At 61.8% G+C, this 18,969-nt stretch carries 16 protein-coding genes; 7 read left to right on the top strand and 9 right to left on the bottom strand.

The genetic code is table 11. From position 1 onward, the window contains the following. Window positions 1–41: 41 nt before the first annotated feature. Complete coding sequence (gene queG, locus C4J86_RS02670; protein WP_124365620.1) at window positions 42–1,106, top strand: tRNA epoxyqueuosine(34) reductase QueG; 1,065 nt, start codon at window positions 42–44, stop codon at window positions 1,104–1,106. Here queG and C4J86_RS02665 read toward each other — a convergent pair. Beyond that, window positions 1,103–1,720 (bottom strand): trimeric intracellular cation channel family protein, encoded by a 618-nt coding sequence (locus C4J86_RS02665; protein WP_177412764.1) that lies wholly within the window; start codon window positions 1,718–1,720, stop codon window positions 1,103–1,105. The two genes, queG and C4J86_RS02665, sit on opposite strands and share 4 nt — an antisense overlap. A gap of 178 nt (window positions 1,721–1,898) precedes the next feature. Then, window positions 1,899–2,441, bottom strand: coding sequence for an oligoribonuclease (gene orn / locus C4J86_RS02660; protein ID WP_010213620.1), 543 nt, complete (start codon window positions 2,439–2,441; stop codon window positions 1,899–1,901). Window positions 2,442–2,549: 108 nt separating this feature from the next. On the opposite strand from orn, the gene rsgA reads away from it, so the two are divergent. After that, the gene (rsgA, locus tag C4J86_RS02655) at window positions 2,550–3,581 is read left to right on the top strand and encodes a small ribosomal subunit biogenesis GTPase RsgA (protein ID WP_005784215.1); all 1,032 of its coding nucleotides are present in this window, start codon (window positions 2,550–2,552) and stop codon (window positions 3,579–3,581) included. 285 nt (window positions 3,582–3,866) lie between these two features. After that, window positions 3,867–4,262 carry a type II toxin-antitoxin system PemK/MazF family toxin gene (locus C4J86_RS02650; RefSeq protein WP_124369385.1) on the top strand — a complete coding sequence of 132 codons (396 nt, stop codon included), beginning with the start codon at window positions 3,867–3,869 and terminating at the stop codon, window positions 4,260–4,262. A gap of 60 nt (window positions 4,263–4,322) precedes the next feature. Here C4J86_RS02650 and motB read toward each other — a convergent pair whose 3' ends face one another. Continuing rightward, window positions 4,323–5,342, bottom strand: coding sequence for a flagellar motor protein MotB (gene motB, locus C4J86_RS02645; RefSeq protein WP_124369384.1), 1,020 nt, complete (start codon window positions 5,340–5,342; stop codon window positions 4,323–4,325). A gap of 3 nt (window positions 5,343–5,345) precedes the next feature. Continuing rightward, window positions 5,346–6,197, bottom strand: coding sequence for a flagellar motor stator protein MotA (gene motA / locus C4J86_RS02640; RefSeq protein WP_124369383.1), 852 nt, complete (start codon window positions 6,195–6,197; stop codon window positions 5,346–5,348). 167 nt (window positions 6,198–6,364) lie between these two features. On the opposite strand from motA, the gene C4J86_RS02635 reads away from it, so the two are divergent. From C4J86_RS02635 to asd, 3 genes are read left to right on the top strand one after another with little or no spacing between them, the layout of a single operon-like run. After that, entirely contained in the window at window positions 6,365–7,900 is a 1,536-nt protein-coding gene (locus C4J86_RS02635; RefSeq protein ID WP_124369382.1) for an HDOD domain-containing protein, read from the top strand. A gap of 57 nt (window positions 7,901–7,957) precedes the next feature. Then, window positions 7,958–8,773, top strand: coding sequence for a thiosulfate sulfurtransferase (rhdA, locus tag C4J86_RS02630; RefSeq protein WP_124369381.1), 816 nt, complete (start codon window positions 7,958–7,960; stop codon window positions 8,771–8,773). Window positions 8,774–8,789: 16 nt separating this feature from the next. Beyond that, window positions 8,790–9,650: an archaetidylserine decarboxylase gene (asd, locus tag C4J86_RS02625; RefSeq protein ID WP_124369380.1), complete on the top strand. Its 861-nt coding sequence runs from the start codon at window positions 8,790–8,792 to the stop codon at window positions 9,648–9,650. A gap of 116 nt (window positions 9,651–9,766) precedes the next feature. Here the strand turns inward: asd and serB are convergent, their stop codons facing one another. Then, the gene (gene serB, locus C4J86_RS02620; protein WP_124369379.1) at window positions 9,767–10,981 is read right to left on the bottom strand and encodes a phosphoserine phosphatase SerB; all 1,215 of its coding nucleotides are present in this window, start codon (window positions 10,979–10,981) and stop codon (window positions 9,767–9,769) included. A 133-nt stretch (window positions 10,982–11,114) separates the two neighbouring features. Here serB and C4J86_RS02615 point away from each other — a divergent pair, with 133 nt between their 5' ends. After that, on the top strand, window positions 11,115–12,644 hold the full coding sequence (locus C4J86_RS02615; protein WP_124369378.1) for an AhpA/YtjB family protein: 1,530 nt from the start codon (window positions 11,115–11,117) through the stop codon (window positions 12,642–12,644). Window positions 12,645–12,833: 189 nt separating this feature from the next. On the opposite strand, the gene C4J86_RS02610 is transcribed toward C4J86_RS02615, so the two are convergent. From C4J86_RS02610 to parE, 4 genes are all read right to left on the bottom strand, one after another. Further along, entirely contained in the window at window positions 12,834–13,544 is a 711-nt protein-coding gene (locus tag C4J86_RS02610) for a membrane integrity-associated transporter subunit PqiC (protein WP_124369377.1), read from the bottom strand. Between the two features lie 173 nt (window positions 13,545–13,717). Next, window positions 13,718–15,982: a DNA topoisomerase IV subunit A gene (parC, locus tag C4J86_RS02605; RefSeq protein ID WP_124369376.1), complete on the bottom strand. Its 2,265-nt coding sequence runs from the start codon at window positions 15,980–15,982 to the stop codon at window positions 13,718–13,720. A 70-nt stretch (window positions 15,983–16,052) separates the two neighbouring features. Further along, window positions 16,053–17,048, bottom strand: coding sequence for an esterase-like activity of phytase family protein (locus C4J86_RS02600; protein WP_124369375.1), 996 nt, complete (start codon window positions 17,046–17,048; stop codon window positions 16,053–16,055). Further along, window positions 17,048–18,952 (bottom strand): DNA topoisomerase IV subunit B, encoded by a 1,905-nt coding sequence (parE, locus tag C4J86_RS02595; protein ID WP_124369374.1) that lies wholly within the window; start codon window positions 18,950–18,952, stop codon window positions 17,048–17,050. Before parE ends, C4J86_RS02600 begins: the two co-directional genes overlap by 1 nt. Window positions 18,953–18,969 lie beyond the last annotated feature (17 nt).

Here is an 18,969-nt window from a genome sequence, read left to right as displayed (position 1 = left end):
GGCAGAATTATACGCATCTAACCTGTGGTTTCCCGTGTCTCATGCCCGCTATTACCTCCGATCTGCCCGCCCTCGCCCAATCGATCAAAGACTGGGGCCGCGAGCTGGGTTTCCAACAAGTCGGCATCAGCGGCCTCGATCTGGCTGAGCATGAACAGCACCTGCAACGCTGGCTCGACGCGGGCTACCACGGCGAGATGGACTACATGGGCGCCCATGGCAGCAAACGCTCCCACCCCGAAGAACTGGTGCCCGGCACCTTGCGCGTGGTGTCACTGCGCATGGACTACCTGCCCGGCGACACGCAAATGGCACAACTGCTGGCCGAGCCGGAAAAAGCCTATGTCTCGCGTTACGCCCTGGGCCGCGACTATCACAAGCTGATCCGCAAGCGCGTGCAGCAACTGGCTGACCGTATCCAGGCGCAGATCGGGCCGTTCGGCTTTCGAGCCTTTGTCGACAGTGCACCCGTACTGGAAAAAGCCATCGCCGAACAGGCCGGCCTCGGCTGGATCGGCAAGAACACCCTGGTACTCAACCGCAAGGCCGGCAGCTATTTCTTCCTGAGCGAACTGTTTGTCGATTTGCCGTTACCGGTCGACCCACCCCATACCACCGAACACTGTGGCCGCTGCACGGCGTGCCTGGACATCTGCCCCACCAACGCGTTCGTCGGCCCTTACGTGCTGGATGCCCGGCGCTGCATTTCCTACCTGACCATCGAGCTCAAGAGCGCCATTCCCGAGGACCTGCGCCCACTGATCGGCAACCGGGTATTCGGTTGCGATGACTGTCAGATCGTTTGCCCGTGGAATCGTTTCGCCCGACCCACTGGCGAAAGCGATTTCAAGCCACGGCACAATCTGGATAACGCGACCCTGGCCGAACTGTTTATGTGGGACGAGGATAAATTCCTCAGCAGCACTGAGGGCTCACCCTTGCGCCGGGCCGGATACGAGCGCTGGCTGCGCAACCTGGCGGTGGGCCTGGGTAACGCACCCTCGAGCATTCCGGTGTTGGAAGCCTTGAAGGCGCGGCGCGACTACCCGTCGGAACTGGTGCGTGAGCATGTGGAATGGGCACTGAACCAGCACGCCGCACGCTAGTGGACGTCGTCGTTGTAGACGAACTTGGGCATTTCCCAATGAAACCGGATCGCCAGCAGGCGCAGTAGAAAGCCGCTGAACAAGGTCAGCAGGATCGCCTGTTCGCTGGGCAATTCCAGATACAGGCACAGCAAGTAAAACCAGGCGGCGAGGAAGGACACGCTGGCGTACAGCTCACGACGGAAGATCAGTGGGATGTCGTTACAGAAAATATCCCGCAGGATGCCGCCGAATACGCCGGTGATTACGCCACTGACCGACGCGACCAGCATGCCATGCCCCATTTCCAGGGCGGTCATGCAGCCGATCAAGGTGAACGCCACCAACCCCACGGCATCCAGCGCCAGGAACAGCGAGCGCAGATGGCGCATCAGCGGTGCGATAAAGATAGTCACCAGTGCGGCGACGGAGGTCAGCACCAGGTATTCAGGGTGCTTGACCCAGGTCAGCGGGTAATGCCCCAGCAACATATCGCGCACAGAACCGCCACCCAGCGCCGTCACGCACGCGATCAGCACCACGCCAAACCAGTCCATGCCGCGCCGGCCGGCGGACAAGGCACCCGTCATGGCTTCGGCGGTGATGGCGATGAGGTAGAGCATCAGCAGCATGATGGCGATCCTTGCAGAGAGGCCGGCAGTCTAATCATTTGCTGATGGCACCAAAAGGGGGCGCTTGGCGATAAACCGAGTCGCCGGCTATCGGGGGCAAGCCCCCTCCCACATTGGGACGCAGAGCGTCCTGGGCTGCATTCCCACGCGGAGCGTGGGAATGATCCAAGGCGGAAGGTCTTCAAGCCTTGATGAAATGCTTGCGGTAATGCTGCAACTCGGCGATCGACTCGCGAATATCATCCAGCGCCAGGTGCGTGCTGCCTTTGTGGAAGCTGTCTTTGACCTCCGGCGCCCAGCGTGCAGCCAGCTCTTTCAAGGTGGACACGTCCAGGTTGCGATAATGGAAGTAGCTCTCCAGCGCCTTCATATGCGTATAAAGGAAGCGACGGTCCTGGCAGATACTGTTACCGCAGATCGGCGATTTGCCCTTGGGCACCCATTTTTCCAGGAACGCGATGGTTTCGGCTTCGGCTTCGGCCATGCTGATGCGGCTGTCGCGTACACGCTGGGTCAGGCCGGAGTTGCCGTGGGTGCGGGTATTCCATTCGTCCATGGTGGCGAGCACGGCGTCGCTGTGATGGATGGCGATCACCGGACCTTCGGCCAAGGTGTTGAGGTTGCTGTCGGTGACGATCGTTGCCATCTCGATGATGACGTCGGTGTCGGGGTTCAGACCGGTCATTTCCAGATCGATCCAAATCAGGTTCTGTGGGTTTTGCATGGCTTGATTCTCTTGGCACCTTGGCGTAGCCAGGCAGTTTAGCAGGCGGCGCCGTGCTAGACTCGCGACCGTTTCACCCAACTTTTGCATTATCGACACGGAACACCAATGGCCAAACGCCAGCTCAATCGTCGCCAAAACTGGCGCATCGAAAAGATTCAAGGTGAACGCGCAGCGCGCGCCGCCAAACGAGAGTCCTCCGCCGTGGAAGCGCTTGAGGGCGGCGACCTGGGTCCCGAACAAACGGGCCTGGTGATCGCGCACTTCGGCGTACAGGTCGAAGTCGAGGCGCTGGAAGGCGAGCTCGCCGGCTCGGTATCCCGCTGCCATTTGCGCGCCAACCTGCCTGCGCTGGTGACCGGCGACAAGGTCGTCTGGCGCGCTGGCAACCAGGGCATCGGCGTGATCGTCGCCCAGTTGCCCCGCAGTACCGAACTGCGCCGCCCCGACAGCCGCGGCCAGCTCAAGCCGGTGGCGGCCAACGTCGACATGATCGTGATTGTGTTCGCGCCGCTGCCCGAGCCCCACGCCAACCTGATCGACCGCTATCTGGTCGCCGCCGAGCATGCCGGTATCCGCCCGCTGCTGCTGCTGAACAAATTCGACTTGATCGACGAGCAGAACGCACCGGCGCTTAACGCATTACTGGCGGTCTACCGCACCCTGGGTTATCCGGTACTGGAAGTCTCGGCACACCACGGCAACGGCATGGAACAGCTGCAACAGCAGTTGGACGGGCGTATCAGCGTGTTTGTCGGCCAGTCCGGCGTGGGCAAGTCATCGCTGGTCAACAGCCTGCTGCCGGAAGTCGACACCCGTGTCGGCCCGCTGTCGGAGCTGTCCGGCCAGGGCACGCACACCACCACCACCGCACGGCTGTTCCACTTCCCCGGAGGCGGCGAGCTGATCGATTCCCCAGGCATTCGTGAGTTCGGCCTCGGCCATGTCAGCCGCAGCGACGTGGAAGCGGGCTTCATCGAGTTCAACGACCTGATCGGCACCTGCCGCTTCCGCGATTGCAAACACGACCGCGAACCGGGTTGTGCATTGCTCAAGGCCCTGGAAGATGGCCGCGTGCAGCAGCAACGGATGAATAGCTATCGGTCGATTATTGCGAGTTTGCCTGAGAGCAGTTACTGACGGTCAACGTCTTGATACATATAAATCAGGACGCCGATCCTCATAATCCATTGATTTAATAGGTGCAGGCATCAAGAATTCAGTCCAACTCGGTGGCTTACAACACGAGCTGGCTTGTATTCGGATTTTCTGATGCCCATAATTGCTCCGTCACCAGCGAAAGCTGGCAGGAGTCTGGATCCTTTTCGGAGTTGATCCAGCGGCGCAGAAGGGGCGAAGCAAGCTCCGCTGCGTGTCGAATGAAGCCGCCTTCGGGCGGCTTTGCTTTTTGTGGGGAATTAACATTTGGCTCTCTACTATCACCCCAAACAGGGCGATGTACTGCTGTGCGACTTCACGCGGGGCTTTGTGGCTCCGGAGATGCTGAAGATCCGTAAGGTCGTAGTGATATCCCCAACCTCTACGCACAATCGCAAACTGTGCACCGTGGTGCCGATTTCCTCTACTGCACCAGATATCCGGCACGACTGGCACCATCTGCTACGCGCCAACCCACTTCAATCCGACCGTTACAAAGAGCTGTGGGTAAAGTGCGACATGATTTACACCGTCAGCTTCGAACGCCTCGACAAACTGCACAGAAAGACCCGCTCCAAGGGTCGAGAGTACTTCGTACCGCGCCTGTGCGCGGATGATATGCGGGGCGTAATCGGTGGCGTCAAAGCGTACCTGCCACTCTGACCGCAAATGAAAACGCCCCGGCTGATCGGGGCGTTTTCATTTCTGGCTTATAGAGACCGCTTACGGCGCAGGCACAGGCGCCGTCGGGTCCTTCACGCCGCCATCATCAAACAGGTTCAGCTTCTGGCGCAGTTCATGGGCTGGCAGCGGCTCCTGCCCTGGCGGGAGCGCGTTCGGGTCCGCCGGCACTTCACCGGGGGCGCCTTCACCCTGAGCCGGCTGTGGCGGTGGCGGTTGATCGCCCTCGATCGCACGCTGGGCCTTTTTGGTCAGCACAACGATGTCGATCCGACGGTTGATCGGGTTGAACGGTTCCTTGGGGTCAAACAGCTGCGATGACGCAAAGCCCACCACCCGCGCCACTTGCGGGTCCGGGTAGCTGCCAGCCACCAGCGCACGGCGGGCGGCGTTGGCGCGGTTGGCCGAAAGTTCCCAGTTGCCGAAGTCGCCCTGCCCCGCATAGGGCTTGGCATCGGTGTGGCCGCTGATACTGATCTTGTTCGGCACCGCCTTGATGGTGTCGGCCATGGCCAGCAGGATATCTTCGAAGTACGGCTTCAAGCGTGCGCTGCCGGAATCGAACATCGGCCGGTTGGCGGCGTCGGTGATCTGGATGCGCAAGCCTTCCGGAGTGATCTCGAAGGAAATCTGATCCTTGAACTTCAGCAGTTGCGGGTTCTCCTCAACTTTGGTCTGCAGCTCCTGCAACAACAGCTCGAGGCGTTCTTTCTCAACCTGTTCGGCCATGGTTTCGACCTTATCGCGCTCGATCGGGATTTTTTCCTGGGGCGATTCGGTCTGCACTTCCGGGTTGATGGTGCGCTCAGGCGCCAACTGCGGCGAGCCACCCAGGTCGATCACGAAGGGCGTGCCACTTTCCGAAAAACCAATCGGGTCCTTGAAGTAACCCGCGATGGCGATCTTCTGTTCAGGGGTAGCGGTGGACATCAGCCACAGCACCAGGAAGAACGCCATCATTGCCGTCGCGAAGTCGGCAAAGGCGATTTTCCAGGCGCCGCCATGGTGCCCCGCTGCGAAGCGCTTGACGCGCTTGATGATGATCGGCTGGTTGTTTTCCATGGCTTAGCGACCGCGAACCGCTTGTTCCAGCTCGGCGAAACTTGGGCGATGTTTCGGGTACAACACTTTGCGTCCGAACTCTACCGCCAGCGAGGGCGGCATGCCGGATGCCGAAGCCACGAGGCACGCCTTGATCGCTTCGTAGAGGTTGATCTCTTCCTTGGCATCGTGGGCCAGCGACGTGGCGAGCGGGCCGAAGAAACCGTAGGCCGCGAGAATACCGAAGAAGGTACCGACCAACGCCGCGCCGACGTGCATGCCGATGGCCGCCTGGTCGCCCTCGCCCAGGGAGGCCATGGTCACCACGATACCCAGCACCGCCGCGACGATACCGAAACCGGGCATGCCGTCGGCAATGCCAGTCACCGCGTGGGAAGGATGCTCCAGCTCTTCCTTGAGGCTGAACAGCTCCATGTCGAACAAGCCTTCGAGCTCATGGGGGGCCATGTTGCCGGAGGACATGATGCGCAGGTAATCGCAGATATACGCGGTCATGCGCTCGTCTTTGAGCACGGCCGGGTATTTGGCGAAGATCGGGCTGGCGGCGGCGTCTTCGATGTCTCCTTCAATCGCCATCATGCCTTCGCGGCGGCTCTTGTTGAGGATCTCGTAGACCAGCCCCAGCACTTCCAGATAGAACGTGTGCGAGAAGCGCGAGCTGAACATGCCCAGCGACTTCTTGATCACATGCATGGTCATGTAGCCGGGGTTGGCCTGGAGGAAGGCGCCAAAGGCGGCGCCACCGATGATCATCACTTCGAACGGCTGGATCAGCGCGGCGATTTTACCGTGGGACAGGACGTACCCACCGAGCACACTTGCGAGGACGACAATGATGCCGATAATTTTAGCCATAGGGGATCTGTACTTGCGCCGTCGGGTTCATGGACATAGTGGGTGCAGCTGGAAAACTCTTGTTCTACTTATCGGCAAAACTGCGCCAGACTATAGCCCGTTAAGGCGAAAAGCCAATTCAGCCCGTTCCGGGCGTGTTGAACACAAGTGACGATCGCGCCCCAATCATGGCTAATGAAACGACAGTTCCAACTGCAAAACCCGCCACACTCGCCGCCTGGATCAAGTGCCTGGACGACGTGCTGCTGCCCGTTCCCCAGGCCAGCCACGAGCGTGTGTGCAAAGCCATCCGCGACAGCCGCAGCTCATTAAGGGACATCGCCGAGCTGATGCAAGACAGCCCGGCCCTGGTGCTCAGCGTGATGCGCGAGGCCAACAGCCACACTCACGGCAGCCTGGCGGAACCGGCGGAAAACCTCGAAGTGGCGCTCAACCGCCTCGGTCTCAAGCGCGCCGAGGAACTGCTGGCACGCCTGCCTTCGGTGCCGGCCGATGAAATTCCCGTAGCGCTGCGCCAGCTGCTGTTGATCAGCCAACATGCCTCGCAGCAGGCCAACGGCTTGTTCGGCAACCGCCTGGCGCGTCTGTGGCAGGATATTCATTGGGGCAGCCTGTTGTTTCTGTCACCGTTGTGGCCGATGGCCGTCGCCTACCCCAAGCTCCTGGAGGAATGGGAACTGCGGGTGATCCACAAAGGCGAGTCGGCGCACCAGGTCGAGCAGCAATTATTCGGCGTGCGCCTGCTGGACCTGTGCCTTGGCCTGACTGCGGCCTGGCACCTGCCTATCTGGGTATCCCAGGGCTATCACCTGCTGCTGGGCGAGCGTCGCCTGCTGGTCAAGGCCTTGCGCATCGCGCGCGAAGACGACCCTCTGCGCCACCAGCAATTACTCGACGCCGACCCCAACCTGCGCCGCTGGCTGAACCAGCCGGCCAACACCGTATTGTTGGCCAATGGCCTGGCAATGTCGGCGCAGGAGTCCTGGACCTGTCCGCACACCGAGCGCTGGCAATACCTCACTGCGCTGTACCTGCAGGAGCCATTGGGCGATGTGCAGCAGCAAGTGCACCAACAAGCGGTGACCAGCGCGCGCAGCACCTTGATGCCTGACCTCTGGCACCCGGCCCTGTCGCTGATCTGGCCGTGGCATGTGCAAAAAGTCCATCGTGGCCTGTTGCCCGCGCCGCCGCCCACGGCCGAAGCACTGGCACTGTGGCGCAGCCGCTGCACCGAGCTATTGGTCGAGCCGAGCCGCTTTGCCAATGCGATGCACCTGACCACTTGCGCCAAGGAAGCCCTGGTCGCCAGCGGCATGCAACGCGTATTGCTGTTCATGGCGGATCGCGCTTTGAGCACCTTGCGTGTGCATCAGGCCGATGGCTTGCCCAGGGACGCTGCCAACCTGAGCCTGGATGTGGTTAACAGTACATTGCTGCAACGCCTGCTGGAAAAGTCCGCCCAGGTGCGTCTCAGCCCTGACAACCATGCACAGTTCGCCGCCCTGCTGCCACCGATCCTGCGCCGCCTGTTTACCGGCGAGCACCTGCTGTTGCGCTCGCTGAGCTGCAATGGCCGCGTGGTGATGCTGATGGTGGCGGACCAGGGTGGCGGGCCGTTCTCGGAAACCACCGTGCAAGCCTTTGGTAAAACCGCGCAATGCATCGAAAAGGCCCTGCACAGCTTTACCAACCGCAGCGCCTGATGCTTGCGCTACAATCGCCCTCCTTTATCGCCAACATTTGTGCCCAGGAGACCTCACATGCCTGACTTCTCTGGCTTGCCGCTGGTGATCGAATCCAGCGACCTGCAAGGTCGCCTGGATGCCGACCACCTGATTCTGGTGGACCTCACCAGTGCCGCCCGCTACGCCGAAGGGCATATCCCCGGCGCGCATTTCGTTGACCCCAAGCGCACCCAATTGGGCCAGCCCCCCGCGCCAGGCCTGCTGCCGCACAAGGCCGACCTGGAAAAGCTGTTCGGCGAGCTGGGCCACACCCCCGACGCCACCTATGTGGTCTACGACGACGAGGGCGGCGGCTGGGCCGGTCGTTTTATCTGGATGCTCGACGTCATCGGCCATCAGAAGTATCACTACCTCGACGGCGGCCTTCTGGCGTGGCTGGAAGAAAAGCATCCGGTTTCCACCGAGGTGCCCGCGCCAGCCGGTGGCCCGGTCAGCCTTACGCTGCACGACGGCCCCACCGCCACCCGCGAATACCTGCAAAGCCGGCTGGGCGCAGCCGACCTGGGTATCTGGGACGCACGCGGCCCGCTGGAGTATTCCGGCGAAAAAGTGCTCGCGGCCAAAGCCGGGCACATTCCCGGCGCGGTGAACTTCGAATGGACCGCCGGCATGGACAAGGCGCGTAGCCTGCGTATCCGCCGCGACATGCCGCAAATCCTCGAAGACCTCGGGCTGACCCGCGATAAAGAAATCATCACCCACTGCCAGACCCACCACCGCTCTGGCTTCACCTACCTGGTGGCCAAGGCGCTCGGTTATCCGCGAGTCAAAGGTTATGCCGGTTCCTGGGGCGAATGGGGCAACCACCCCGACACCCCCGTCGAGATTTGAAGCTTAAGGACACTTAATGAAAAAGCAGTTGTTTATCCTCAGTCAGTACTTGCTGCCGCACCACCTGCTGTCGCGCTTGGCCGGCTGCATTGCCGAGTGCCGTGTGCGCTGGTTCAAGAACGCCTTCACCCGCTGGTTCGCCAAGCGTTACCAGGTGGACATGTCCCAGGCACTGGTTGAAGACGTGACCGCCTACGAGCATTTCAACGCCTTCTTTACCCGCGCATTGAAAGACGGTGCGCGCCCGCTGGACCCGACCCCCGGCGCCGTACTGAGCCCGGCCGATGGTGCGGTCAGCCAGCTCGGCCCGATAGAACATGGCCGTGTGTTCCAGGCCAAGGGCCACAGTTTCAGCGTGCTGGAATTGCTCGGCGGCGACGCAGCGCTGGCGGCGCCGTTCATGGGCGGTGACTTCGCCACTATCTACTTGTCGCCCAAGGACTATCACCGCGTACATATGCCACTGGCCGGTACCCTGCGCGAGATGGTCTATGTGCCGGGGCGGATTTTCTCGGTGAACCAGACCACCGCCGAAAACGTGCCGGAACTGTTTGCGCGTAACGAACGGGTTGTCTGCCTGTTCGACACCGAACGCGGCCCGATGGCCGTGGTATTGGTGGGCGCGATGATCGTGGCCTCGATCGAGACGGTGTGGGCCGGGCTGGTAACACCACCGAAACGCGAGCTGAAAACCTTCCGCTATGACGAAGCTGCTCGCGCACCGATTCACCTGGAGAAAGGTGCGGAGTTGGGTCGCTTCAAGTTGGGTTCTACTGCGATCGTGCTGTTCGGGCCGGACCAGGTGCAGTGGGCGCAGGAACTGGCGGCGGGCACGCCGGTGCAGATGGGCCAGGGTATCGGCTCACCTAAAGCCTGATGATCGTTCCCACGCTCTGCGTGGGAATGCAGCGCAGGGCGCTCTGCGCCCCCAAAGCCTGACGCAGAGCGTCACAGAAGGCATTCCCACGCGGAGCGTGGGAATGATCTGTCGAGTTACAGCTGACCATCACGGTCACGCAAGCCCAGCAGATACAGCACTCCATCCAACCCCAAGGTCGAAATCGCCTGCTTGGCCGATTGCTTGACCAATGGCTTGGCACGAAACGCCACACCCAATCCCGCAATCGCCAGCATCGGCAAGTCGTTCGCGCCGTCGCCGACCGCAATGGTCTGCTCCAGGCGCAAGCCTTCCTTGTGCGCCAGCTCCTTGAGCAGGTCCGCCTTGCGTTGTGCATCGACAATCGGCTCCACGGCCACGCCGGTCACTTTGCCATCCACCACTTCCAGCTCGTTGGCGAACACGTAGTCAATGCCCAGCTTGGCCTGCAGTTGCTTGGCGAAGTAGGTGAAGCCGCCAGACAGGATAGCCGTCTTGTAGCCCAGGCGCTTGAGCTCGGCGAACAAGGTTTCGGCGCCTTCGGTCAGGCGCAGGGACGCGCCGATTGAATCGAGCACGCTCACATCCAGGCCCTTGAGCAACGCCAGGCGCTCCTTGAAGCTGGCGCGAAAATCCAGCTCGCCGGCCATCGCGCGCTCGGTAATGGCCGAGACTTGCTCGCCCACACCGGCGGCCTTGGCCAGTTCGTCGATGACTTCGGCTTCGATCAGCGTGGAGTCCATGTCGAACACCGCCAGGCGACGGTTGCGTCGGAACAGCGAGTCCTCCTGGAAGGCGATGTCGACATTCAGCTCCTGGGCCACGCTCAGGAATTCAGCGCGCAGCGCCTGCGCATCGGCCGGCTCGCCCCGTACGGAGAACTCGATGCAGCCCTTGCCTTTGTCTGCGGGCGTGTCCAAGGGCATGCGACCCGACAGACGGTCGATATGGTCGATGTTCAAGCCGTAGTGCGCCGTGATCGAACTGACGCGCTGCAACTGTTCGGCCGTGACCTTGCGGGTGAGCAACGTCACGATATGGCGTTTTTTGCCCTGGCCTTCGACCCAATGCTGGTAATCGACTTCGGACACCGGCGTGAAACGCACCTGCTGATCCAGCTTGTAGGCCGTAAACAGGATGTCCTTGAGTACCGACGAAGCCTGCTCGTTGCTGGGGATTTCCACCAGGATGCCGAACGACAGGGTGTCGTGGATCACCGCCTGGCCGATGTCGAGAATGTTCACACCACCCTGGGCCAGAACGCCGGTAATAGCAGCGGTGAGACCCGGTCGGTCAAGACCTGTGATGTTGATCAGGACAATTTCGCGCAAAGCGCACCCCCAGGCTGGAAAAAAACCGCATTCTACCCACTTTCAGTGACCATCGGGCACAGCCAGCGCTTTGCCGGTCATGGGCCTGTCGCTATACTGCGCGTCAACTTCACGGACCAAGAGCCGAGCGCAAGTGAACCGGCCCACGCCAGTAAAAACCGATAACTTCTTCCTGCTGATCTTCCGGGCACTGCGCCACCGCCGTGTACCGATCGCATTACGCATCGCCAGCCATAATGTGATCCTGGTCGCCCTGGCCCTGGTGATCTACGCCTGCGTGATGGGTTTGCAGTTCAAGCAGGCCATGCACGAGCAGGCCGACGCCCTCGGCGAGAGCCTGACCACCCAGACCGCCACCTCGGCGACTGAGTTGTTGGTGTCTAACGACATCCTCAGCCTCAACGTATTGCTCAACAACCTGACCAAGAACCCGCTGGTGGCCCACGCCGCCATCTATAGCGTGGACAACCGGATCATGGCCGAAGCCGGGCAGCGCCCGAAAAACGGCCTGTTGGGCGAAGCCGAGGGCCTGTACCAGAGCAATATCACGTTTCAGGATGTAAAAGCCGGCCAATTGCGCATCAGCCTGGACATGCAACAATTCCAGCAGCCGATGACCATCAGCCTGCAGAGCATGGGCATCTTGAGCGCGATCCTGCTGGCCCTCGCCCTGGCGTTGAGCCTGCGCCTGGGACGGCATATCTCCACGCCGTTGATGCAACTGCGCATCTGGCTGCGCGATATCGACGAACACACTCCAGCCACCGACCGCCAGGACGAAATCGGCGACCTGGCGCGCCAGTTGCATGCCAGCTTCGCCCCGGAGCCGACCGTGCCTGAGATCGAACCCGAACCCGAGTACGACGACGCCGACTACACCGACGAGCCTGAGTTTGAAGTACGCGACCTGCGCGACCCAGGCTTCGACGAAAGCGCTCCGGTAGCGGGCTTGAAGCCTGCACCGCGGCATGTGGTCAAGGCCGAAGAAGACGAGCTGGACGACGAAGACCCGTTCGCCGACCTGCGCGATACCGCCGAGTCCGCTCCCGTCGTAACGCCCAAATCGCTTCCCGCCAAAAGCAGCGAACCTCAGTACAGCGCCGTACTCGCCGTGCAACTGGGTGCACAGGACCAACTGCGCCGCCTGCCCCGCGCTCGCTTGACGGAACTGCTGGAACGCTACCGCGACTGTCTCGACCAGGCCGCCTCGCTCTACCAGAGCGAACTGCACACCCTGAACGACGGCAGCACGCTGATGCTGTTCCACAGCGAAGACAGCGGCGAGGACTACCTGACCAACGCCATCTGCTGCGGCGAGTTGTTGCGCGCCCTGGGTCATGCTTTGCAGATTGAAGTGGCGGACAGCGGTATCACATTGCAACTGCAGCTCGGTTTGACGGTGGGTGATGACCTGTTCGGCATCAGCCAGATCGACCTGCTGCTGACCGAGATCGCCCAGGATGCCCTGGCCTTGTCGCAACACAGCCGCAACCTGCTGCTGGTGGAGCGCAAGATCAGTGAAGACACGCTGATCCGCCAACGCGCACGCATCCGCCCGATTGCCAGCCCTGAGGGTGCCAGCTGCGTGGAGCGCTTGATGGAGCCTTACCCGTCGATGCTGGAACGGCAGCTGGCGCGGATGCATGAGACGCGCAAGCCCTGAAGCACGCTGCAAGAACCTTGTGGGAGGGGGCTTGCCCCCGATAGCGGAGTATCAGTCAGCACATCACTCACTGAAACACCGCCATCGGGGGCAAGCCCCCTCCCACATTTGACTGCGCCATGGCTTCTATTTTCAGATACAAAAAAGGCCCGCTTACTCAGCGGGCCTTTTGCTTGTCTGCCATTCAGATCAAAACCTGAACACTTCCAAATCCGTACGAATCGGTGTCGCCATCGGCATCTTGGGTTTTTCCGGTGTGGCCGGCTTGGCCTGTGCCGGCGCCTGCTTGCGCGGAGCCTCGGCAATTGGCGGCTGGTTGGCCAGCGGCTTGAGCGCTACCGACAACTGTTGCGCCAAGTGCTGCAACAATACGCCCTGGGCCTGGACCTGGGACGCCGTGGTGCCGGTATGTTCTTCCTGCAGGTGCACGATACGGTTGTCCCGCACCTGGCCGCGACGGTCGATCAGGCGCCACTGTGCATCCAGGATCGCCGGTTGCGAGGTACCGGAGTCAAGCCGCGTGATCGTCAGCAGCACCTGCACATCCGGGGTAAACCCGGATGGCCCCGGCGCCAGGACTACGCGCTGGCTGTCCAACTGGCCGGCCACCTGACGCAACATCAATTGATTGATATCGGAGGACAGGCTGCCCGCCCAGCGACCATCGGTGGAACCTTGCAGGCTGCCGTCGTTCTGACGTTGCAGCAGGGTTTCGCGTTGCAGGTAATCGGCAACGATTACCGGCCCCAGCAGAACGGCCATGCCGGCGGTTTGTGCTGGCTGAGCCGGACTTCCGCTGTCCAGCTGGTACAGCGACACCGGCTGGTGCGTGCTGCAACCCGCCAGCCCTAACAGGCCAGCGAGCATCAAAAATAGAGGAAGGCGTGGAGCAGTCATCATCCCATCCAGGTGGCTGCCGCACGGCGAACCACAATGTAATACTAAAAATAACCTAAATACGCTCGGCCACGCCGGCGCTGGAAAGGCCATATCATCCGTGAATATGCGCCATGACTCCAGCGCCAAAGCGTCGATCTACGCGTTAAATCGTAGATCGAGGCCTCTAGTACGCCTTAAGCAGGCGTTTCTACCAACAAAGCATCCACTCTCTGGAAGCCGCGAGGCAGTTTGTTACCGCGTCGACCGCGCTCGCCCTTGTAGTGTTCAAGGTCGTCGGGGCGCAAGGACAACGTGCGCTTGCCGGCCTGGAGCACCAGGGTGGAGCCTTCCGGGATGACGGCGATGTCGGTCACGTACTCTTCGCGACTGGCCACCCGCTCTCCAGGGATACCGATGATCTTGTTGCCCTTGCCCTTGCCCAACTGCGGCAGGTCGCTGATCTTGAACACCAGCAAACGCCCTTCGGTGGTCACCGAGGCCAGCCAGTTATGCTCGCGATCCTCCACCGGTCGCGGCAGGATCACCTTGGCGTTGTTCGGCAGGCTCAACAACGCCTTGCCCGCCTTGTTCTTGGCCTGCAGGTCTTCACCCTTGACCACGAAACCGTAGCCGGCGTCGGACGCGATGACGTACAGCGAATCATCGTCCGGCAACAGCACGCACTCGAAATTCGCCCCCGGCGGCGGCGTGAGGCGCCCGGTCAGCGGCTCGCCCTGCCCGCGTGCTGAGGGCAAGGTGTGAGCCGGCACCGAATAACTGCGCCCGGTCGAGTCGATAAACACCGCAAATTGGTTGGAACGCCCAGCCGCCGCAGTCTTGAAGCCATCACCGGCCTTGTACGACAGGCCGGTGGCATCAATATCATGCCCTTTGGCGGAACGAACCCAACCCTTTTCCGACAGAACGACGGTAATTTTCTCGTTAGGCAACAGCTCGGTTTCTGTCAGAGCTTTCGCTTCTGCGCGCTCGACAATCGGCGAGCGGCGGTCATCGCCGTAGGTTTCGGCGTCTTTGATCAGTTCACTGCGCACCAGCTTCTTGAGCTTGGCTTCGCTGCCCAGCAGCGCCTGCAGCTTGGCTTGTTCCTTGAGCAGCGCGTCCTGCTCGTCGCGCAGCTTCATTTCTTCCAGGCGTGCCAACTGGCGCAAGCGGGTGTCGAGGATGTAGTCAGCCTGGATTTCGCTCAGCTCGAAGCGCGCGATCAGCTCGGCCTTCGGGTGCTCGGCGGTACGGATGATATGGATCACTTCATCCAGGTTGAGGTAGGCAATCAGCAAGCCGTCCAACAGGTGCAAGCGGCGCTCGACCTTGTCCAGGCGAAATTGCAGGCGGCGGCGCACGGTCTGCACGCGGAACTCCAGCCATTCCACCAGCAAATTGCGCAGGTTCTTGAGCTGTGGCTTGCCGTCCAGGCCGATGATGTTGACGTTGACCCGGTAGCTGGACTCAAGGTCGGTGCTGGCAAACAAATGCTGCATCAGCACTTCATGATCAACCCGGCTATTGGTCGGGATGATCACGATGCGGCAAGGGTTTTCGTGGTCGGACTCATCGCGCAGGTCGGCGACTTGCGGCAATTTCGACGGTTTTGCCTGCATCAACGCGGCGATCTGCTCCAGCACCTTGGCGCCGGATACCTGATGCGGCAATGCGGTCACAATAATGTCGCCGTCTTCGACGTGGTACACCGCGCGCATGCGCACCGAGCCCTTGCCGGTTTCGTACATCTTCAGCAGGTCGGCGCGCGGCGTGATGATTTCCGCCTCGGTCGGGTAGTCCGGGCCCTGGATATGCTCGCACAGCTGCTCGACCGTGGCTTTTGGCTCATCCAACAGGCGCACGCATGCCGTGGCGACTTCGCGCAGGTTGTGCGGCGGCACGTCGGTGGCCATGCCGACCGCGATGCCGGTGGTGCCATTTAGCAGGATGTTCGGCAAACGTGCCGGCAACACCAGGGGTTCGTCGAGGGTGCCGTCAAAGTTCGGCCCCCAGTTCGCGGTGCCCTGGCCCAGCTCGCTGAGCAGTACTTCCGAGTAGCGCGACAGGCGCGCCTCGGTATAACGCATGGCGGCGAAGGACTTGGGATCATCCGGCGCACCCCAGTTACCCTGGCCATCGACCAGGGTGTAGCGGTAGCTGAACGGCTGGGCCATCAGCACCATGGCTTCATAGCACGCCGAATCGCCGTGGGGGTGGAACTTACCGAGCACGTCACCGACGGTACGCGCCGACTTCTTGTGCTTGGAGTCGGCGTCCAGGCCCAACTCACTCATGGCGTAGATAATGCGCCGTTGTACCGGCTTCAGGCCGTCGCCGATATGCGGCAGGGCACGGTCCATGATCACGTACATGGAGTAGTTGAGGTAGGCATTTTCGGTGAAGTCAGCCAGCGATCGGCGTTCTACGCCATCTAAGCTGTCTGCGAGGATGTCACTCATGCGGGCCTCATCATGGGGTAAGGCGCAACGGAATTGCCGCTGCGCTGATTCAATTCAAATTCGTGACGGCTCATGGCTGGGCACTCCAGCCACCGGCCGGGGCGGCGAAACGATAGACCACCGGGCGCTTTTCACCATCGGCACGCGCGCCGAAATTATTGTCGATGCCAATCCAGGCACCGTCGGCGTCCACCGCCAGGGCTTCGGCCAGGCCGTAAGGCTGGGGGTAACGCCGCTCGGGCGTCAGGGTTTCGTCGGCAAACGACCAGCACAGCTCAACCTTGGCCGTCACCGTATCGCGCCGGCAAATCTGGAACGCATTGCGCTCCAGGGTAAACAGCTTGCCGTTGAACAGCGCGAGGTCGGCAAAGTCCTTCGACACCGCCTTGGCGTTGGGGAACTGCGCCGGTTGCACTTCCAGGCCGGCCTCGCTCAACAACACGCAAGCACCGTCGCAATCCCACACGCTCTGCCCGCGCTTGATCGAAACCAGGCCGCGGCGCTCACGCTCGGCCGCCAGCCAAATCCGATCGCCTTGCGGGTTCACCGTCAGGCCCTCGAACAACGCATTGAAGTGCAGCAACATGCCGCTGGCCCGGGCCTCGCGCACCATGCCTGGGGCAATTTTCAGCCACTCGGGTGCGCCTGCTACCGGCACCTGCAACACCGCCGCGTGGGCTTCGCTGACGATGTAGCGGTTGCCTGCGGCATCACAGCTGATGCCTTCGAAATCCAGGTCGCCACCGCGAACGAACGAAGCCGCCTTGGTGCGCGAGCGCAAACCCCACGGCAGGCCGGATTCGGGCACGGGGGGTACGTCGATCTTCACCACTTCGGCGGTCCAGGTCGGCGCGCGGGTGTCCAGGCGATAAATCTGCTCATCATCACGGTCCGACACGGTCCACAATTGCTCGCCACATAGCGCCAGGCCCGACAGGTTCCCGCCGCGCATGCCGTCTACCGGGTGTTCCGACACCAGCTTGAGTTCAGCCACGGGCGCGGCAACCACATCGGTGGTCGCCAACCCGCACACCATCAGGATCGCCAGGGCGACGCCTGTGCGCATCAGCCCAGAACCTCGGCCAGGTTGCCTTTGGATTCGAGCCAGGCTTTGCGATCCGGTGCGCGCTTTTTCGCCAGCAGCATGTCCATCATTTCCGACGTGCCGGCGAAGTCTTCCAGGGTCAACTGCACCAGGCGCCGGGTGTTCGGGTCCATGGTGGTTTCGCGCAGTTGCGGCGGGTTCATTTCGCCCAGGCCCTTGAATCGCGTGACCTGTGGCTTGCCGCGTTTCTTCTCGGCCACCAGGCGGTCGAGAATGCCATCGCGCTCGGCTTCGTCCAGGGCGTAGAAAATCTCCTTGCCCAGGTCGATCCGGTACAGCGGCGGCATGGCGACGTAGACGTGACCGGCATCCACCAACGGGCGGAAGTGCTGCACGAACAACGCACACAGCAGGGTCGCGATGTGCAGGCCGTCGGAGTCGGCGTCAGCGAGGATGCAGATCTTGCCGTAGCGCAACTGGCTGATGTCCCCCGCGCCCGGGTCGACGCCGATGGCCACGGCAATGTTGTGCACTTCCTGGCTGGCCAGGACTTCGCTGCCGTCGACTTCCCAGGTGTTGAGGATCTTGCCGCGCAACGGCAGGATCGCCTGGAACTCCTTGTCCCGCGCTTGCTTGGCGGAACCACCGGCGGAATCACCTTCCACCAGGAACAGCTCGGAACGCATCGGGTCCTGCCCGGCGCAATCGGCCAGCTTGCCGGGCAATGCCGGGCCCTGGGTGATGCGCTTGCGCTCGACCTTCTTGCTGGCCTTGAGGCGACGACCGGCGTTGTTGATCGCCAGTTCCGCCAGGGCCAGGCCCAGCTCCGGGTGCTCGTTGAGCCACAGGCTGAAGGCATCCTTGACCACACCGGAGACAAACGCCGCCGCCTCGCGGGACGACAGGCGCTCCTTGGTCTGGCCGGAAAATTGCGGCTCCTGCATTTTCATCGACAGCACGAAGGCGATGCGCTCCCACACGTCTTCCGGCGCCAGCTTCACGCCGCGTGGCAGCAGGCTGCGGTATTCGCAGAATTCGCGCATGGCATCCAGCAGGCCCTGGCGCAAGCCATTGACGTGGGTGCCGCCCTGGGCGGTGGGGATCAGGTTGACGTAGCTTTCCTGCACGCTGTCGCCGCCTTCGGGCAACCACAACAGCGCCCAGTCGACGGCTTCCTTGTTACCGGCCAGGCTGCCGCAGAACGGCGCGTTGGGCAGGCGCTCGAAGTCGCTGACGGAGTCTTCCAGGTAGGAGCGCAGGCCGTCTTCGTAGTGCCACTCGACCTTCTCCCCCGTGCCTTTGTCTTCAAAGCTCACCAGCAGGCCCGGGCACAGCACGGCCTTGGCCTTGAGCACGTGCTTGAGGCGGCTGATGGAGAATTTCGGCGAATCGAAGTATTTCGGGTCCGGCGCGAAGTACACGCTGGTGCCGGTATTGCGCTTGCCAACGGTGCCGATCACCTGCAGGTCGGTGGCTTTGTAGCCATCGGCGAAGGTCATCTCGTACTCGTTGCCGTCGCGCTTGACCTTGACCCGGACGTGGTTCGACAGCGCGTTGACCACCGAAATACCCACGCCGTGCAGGCCGCCGGAGAACTGGTAGTTCTTGTTGGAGAACTTGCCGCCGGCGTGCAGCTTGGTAAGGATCAGCTCGACGCCCGACACACCCTCTTCGGGGTGGATGTCCACTGGCATGCCGCGACCGTCATCGGACACTTCCAGGGAGTGATCGGCGTGGAGAATGACCTGCACCGACTTGGCGTGGCCGGCCAGGGCTTCGTCAACGCTGTTGTCGATGACTTCCTGGGCGAGGTGGTTCGGCCGACTGGTGTCGGTGTACATGCCGGGGCGTTTGCGCACCGGGTCGAGGCCCGAGAGGACTTCGATGGCGTCGGCGTTATAAGAGCTAGCGCTGGGAGTGGCCATGGGGTCTCGTCGTGAGT

This window comes from Pseudomonas sp. R2-7-07 (assembly GCF_003852355.1).
In the GTDB taxonomy this organism is placed as follows: domain Bacteria; phylum Pseudomonadota; class Gammaproteobacteria; order Pseudomonadales; family Pseudomonadaceae; genus Aquipseudomonas.
Note: the sequence above shows the minus strand (reverse complement) of the source record. Positions and strands in the feature narration are given on the sequence as shown.

What these genes read in the sequence shown, in the direction of transcription:
- C4J86_RS02635 (WP_124369382.1), top strand. Translation starts at nt 6,365, where the DNA reads ATGGCTAATGAAACGACAGTTCCAACTGCAAAACCCGCCACACTCGCC.
- rsgA (WP_005784215.1), top strand. Translation starts at nt 2,550, where the DNA reads ATGGCCAAACGCCAGCTCAATCGTCGCCAAAACTGGCGCATCGAAAAG.
- motB (WP_124369384.1), bottom strand. Translation starts at nt 5,342, where the DNA reads ATGGAAAACAACCAGCCGATCATCATCAAGCGCGTCAAGCGCTTCGCA.
- queG (WP_124365620.1), top strand. Translation starts at nt 42, where the DNA reads ATGCCCGCTATTACCTCCGATCTGCCCGCCCTCGCCCAATCGATCAAA.
- C4J86_RS02600 (WP_124369375.1), bottom strand. Translation starts at nt 17,048, where the DNA reads ATGCGCACAGGCGTCGCCCTGGCGATCCTGATGGTGTGCGGGTTGGCG.
- parC (WP_124369376.1), bottom strand. Translation starts at nt 15,982, where the DNA reads ATGAGTGACATCCTCGCAGACAGCTTAGATGGCGTAGAACGCCGATCG.
- asd (WP_124369380.1), top strand. Translation starts at nt 8,790, where the DNA reads ATGAAAAAGCAGTTGTTTATCCTCAGTCAGTACTTGCTGCCGCACCAC.
- C4J86_RS02610 (WP_124369377.1), bottom strand. Translation starts at nt 13,544, where the DNA reads ATGATGACTGCTCCACGCCTTCCTCTATTTTTGATGCTCGCTGGCCTG.
- parE (WP_124369374.1), bottom strand. Translation starts at nt 18,952, where the DNA reads ATGGCCACTCCCAGCGCTAGCTCTTATAACGCCGACGCCATCGAAGTC.
- rhdA (WP_124369381.1), top strand. Translation starts at nt 7,958, where the DNA reads ATGCCTGACTTCTCTGGCTTGCCGCTGGTGATCGAATCCAGCGACCTG.
- orn (WP_010213620.1), bottom strand. Translation starts at nt 2,441, where the DNA reads ATGCAAAACCCACAGAACCTGATTTGGATCGATCTGGAAATGACCGGT.
- motA (WP_124369383.1), bottom strand. Translation starts at nt 6,197, where the DNA reads ATGGCTAAAATTATCGGCATCATTGTCGTCCTCGCAAGTGTGCTCGGT.